Annotated in this window: 1 protein-coding gene; it reads left to right on the top strand. The window is 45.4% G+C overall.

Features of this window, described 5'->3' with window-relative positions; genetic code table 11:
• Window positions 1–553 precede the first annotated feature (553 nt).
• Window positions 554–2,140, top strand: coding sequence for a group II intron reverse transcriptase/maturase (locus tag AC5JM2_RS21875; protein WP_495836938.1), 1,587 nt, complete (start codon window positions 554–556; stop codon window positions 2,138–2,140).
• Window positions 2,141–2,227: the final 87 nt, after the last annotated feature.

Genomic DNA, 2,227 nt, shown 5'->3' with positions numbered 1-2,227 from the left:
TGGTGCGATTCGTTGTGAGTGAATCTCGGTAATCAGTCCGTAAATAAACTCACCAATTAACCACATAAGTGGGAAATTGAACTCCAGTTGGAATGTAGGTGAAAACCCTACCCTCTAAACTCAAGAGTGACTCCTTACCTGCCCACGGCGAATAAGCTCGGAAACTTATAGACCGAAGCTGGGAACAGGGCGCAAACAGACGGCCGTTGTGGGCTGACACTGGCGCTAACAGGGAGTATCCAAGGTGAAACAGAGCCTGAAAAAGCGTCTTAGAATTAAGGCAGGGCATAACAAAAACCCCCTGACCTCGTTAGAGCTAAAATCCCGCCGACGATCAATCAGCGAACGGCAAGAGTAAGGGATTCTAACAGGCGAATTGGCTACACCTAAAGGTACGAACAATCCCACCTGGGGAACGAAGAAAAACGCGATAGAGGTCTTGGGAAAGGTCGAAACCCAGGTAAGTCAGACGAGCGACAGAATTCCTTTAACGCGGGTAGGACAGACCGTAATTGGTCTGAGGTGTTCAGATAACATTCTTAGGAGTTAGAGCATGATTGGGCACAGCAACAATGCTAGTGAATCTTGGAGCAAATTACCTTGGAAAAACTTCCGATGTAACTTATTCCGCCTACAAGCAAGAGTGTTTAAAGCAGTTAAAGCAGGAGACACGCGGAAAGCGCGGTCACTCCAGAAACTGATTCTGAAATCCAAAGCCGCCAGATTACTAGCTGTTCGACAAGTAACGCAGCTAAACGCAGGTAAAAAGACTGCGGGTATCGATGGAAAAGCATCCCTCAACCATGAGGAACGCTTTGCCCTTGAGAACCTTCTCAAGAAAAACTACATTAATTGGCATCATAGCAAATTAAGACAGATACCGATACCCAAGAAAGATGGGAAAACCAGAATTCTGAAAGTCCCCACTATTGCAGACAGAGCATGGCAATGCCTTGTAAAGTACGCACTAGAACCAGCACACGAAGCAACCTTCCACGCAAAGAGCTACGGATTTAGACCAGGGCGTTCAACGCACGATGCGCAAAAAGTCCTATTTACAAACCTAAACTCCAGGGTCTACGGAATAGAAAAAAGGGTCATAGAACTCGATATCGAAAAATGCTTCGACAGGATAAGCCACACCACCATAATGAACAACCTTATCGCCCCACAAGGCATGAAGAAAGGTATCTTTCGTTGCCTTAAGGCCGGGGTTAATCCGGAGTTCCCAGAACAGGGAACACCACAAGGAGGTGTTGTGAGTCCACTTTTAGCGAATATTGCCCTCAACGGAATCGAAAGTATACACAGGTATCATCGTAACGATTGTAAGAAGAAAAAGTGCAGAATAACTGCTAATACATCGCCAGATGATATCTACGAACCTTCCATTAGGTACGCTGATGACATGGTCATCATACTCCGACCCGAAGATAACGCAAACGAAATACTTGAACGAATCAGTCAATTTCTTGCAGATAGGGGGATGAATGTCAGTGAAAGGAAGACCAAAATAACCGCTACGACAGATGGTTTTGACTTTCTTGGTTGGCACTTCAAAGTACAAAACAACGGAAAGTTCAGAAGCACTCCCTCAGTGGACAACTTCAAAACATTCCGTCAGAAAGTAAAAACTATCGTCAACTGCTCTAACTATGGTTCTAAAGAAAAAGCTGAGAAATTAGCACCTTTAGTTAGAGGATGGAGGAACTACCACCGCTACTGTAAGATGGACGGGTCGCGAAATTCGCTATACTACATCCAACGCAGAGCGTTCAAGGTGTTCAACAGGGAAACAAAGAACGACCGATACTCCAGTAAGAAATTACTGAGCAAGGCGTTCCCAGCAGTTCCTTACTCCGAAAACGAATTTGTCAACGTACAAGGGAAAAAATCACCCTTTGACGGAGATATTCCCTACTGGAGCACTCGCAATAGCAAACTCTACGACGGTGAAACCTCTAAAGCCTTAAAAAGGCAAAACCATGCATGTGGTCACTGTGGGTTAAAGATGCTCAGTGAAGAACGAGTACACTTACACCACATAGACGGTAATCACAACAACTGGAAAATTAAAAATCTTCTAGCAATACATGAAAGCTGTCACGATTATATCCACATGAGCAAGGAGAAATCCTAGAACATCGGGAGCCGAGTGCGGCGAAAGTCGCACGCTCGGATCTAACACAGAGGTGCGCGGGATAATACCCGCCATCGACTCTACCAC

It is taken from the genome of Brasilonema angustatum, from assembly GCF_059505445.1.
This window is presented reverse-complemented; position numbering and strand designations above follow the sequence as displayed.

Coding starts and splice junctions, on each gene's coding strand:
- AC5JM2_RS21875 (WP_495836938.1), top strand. CDS start 554: ATGATTGGGCACAGCAACAATGCTAGTGAATCTTGGAGCAAATTACCT.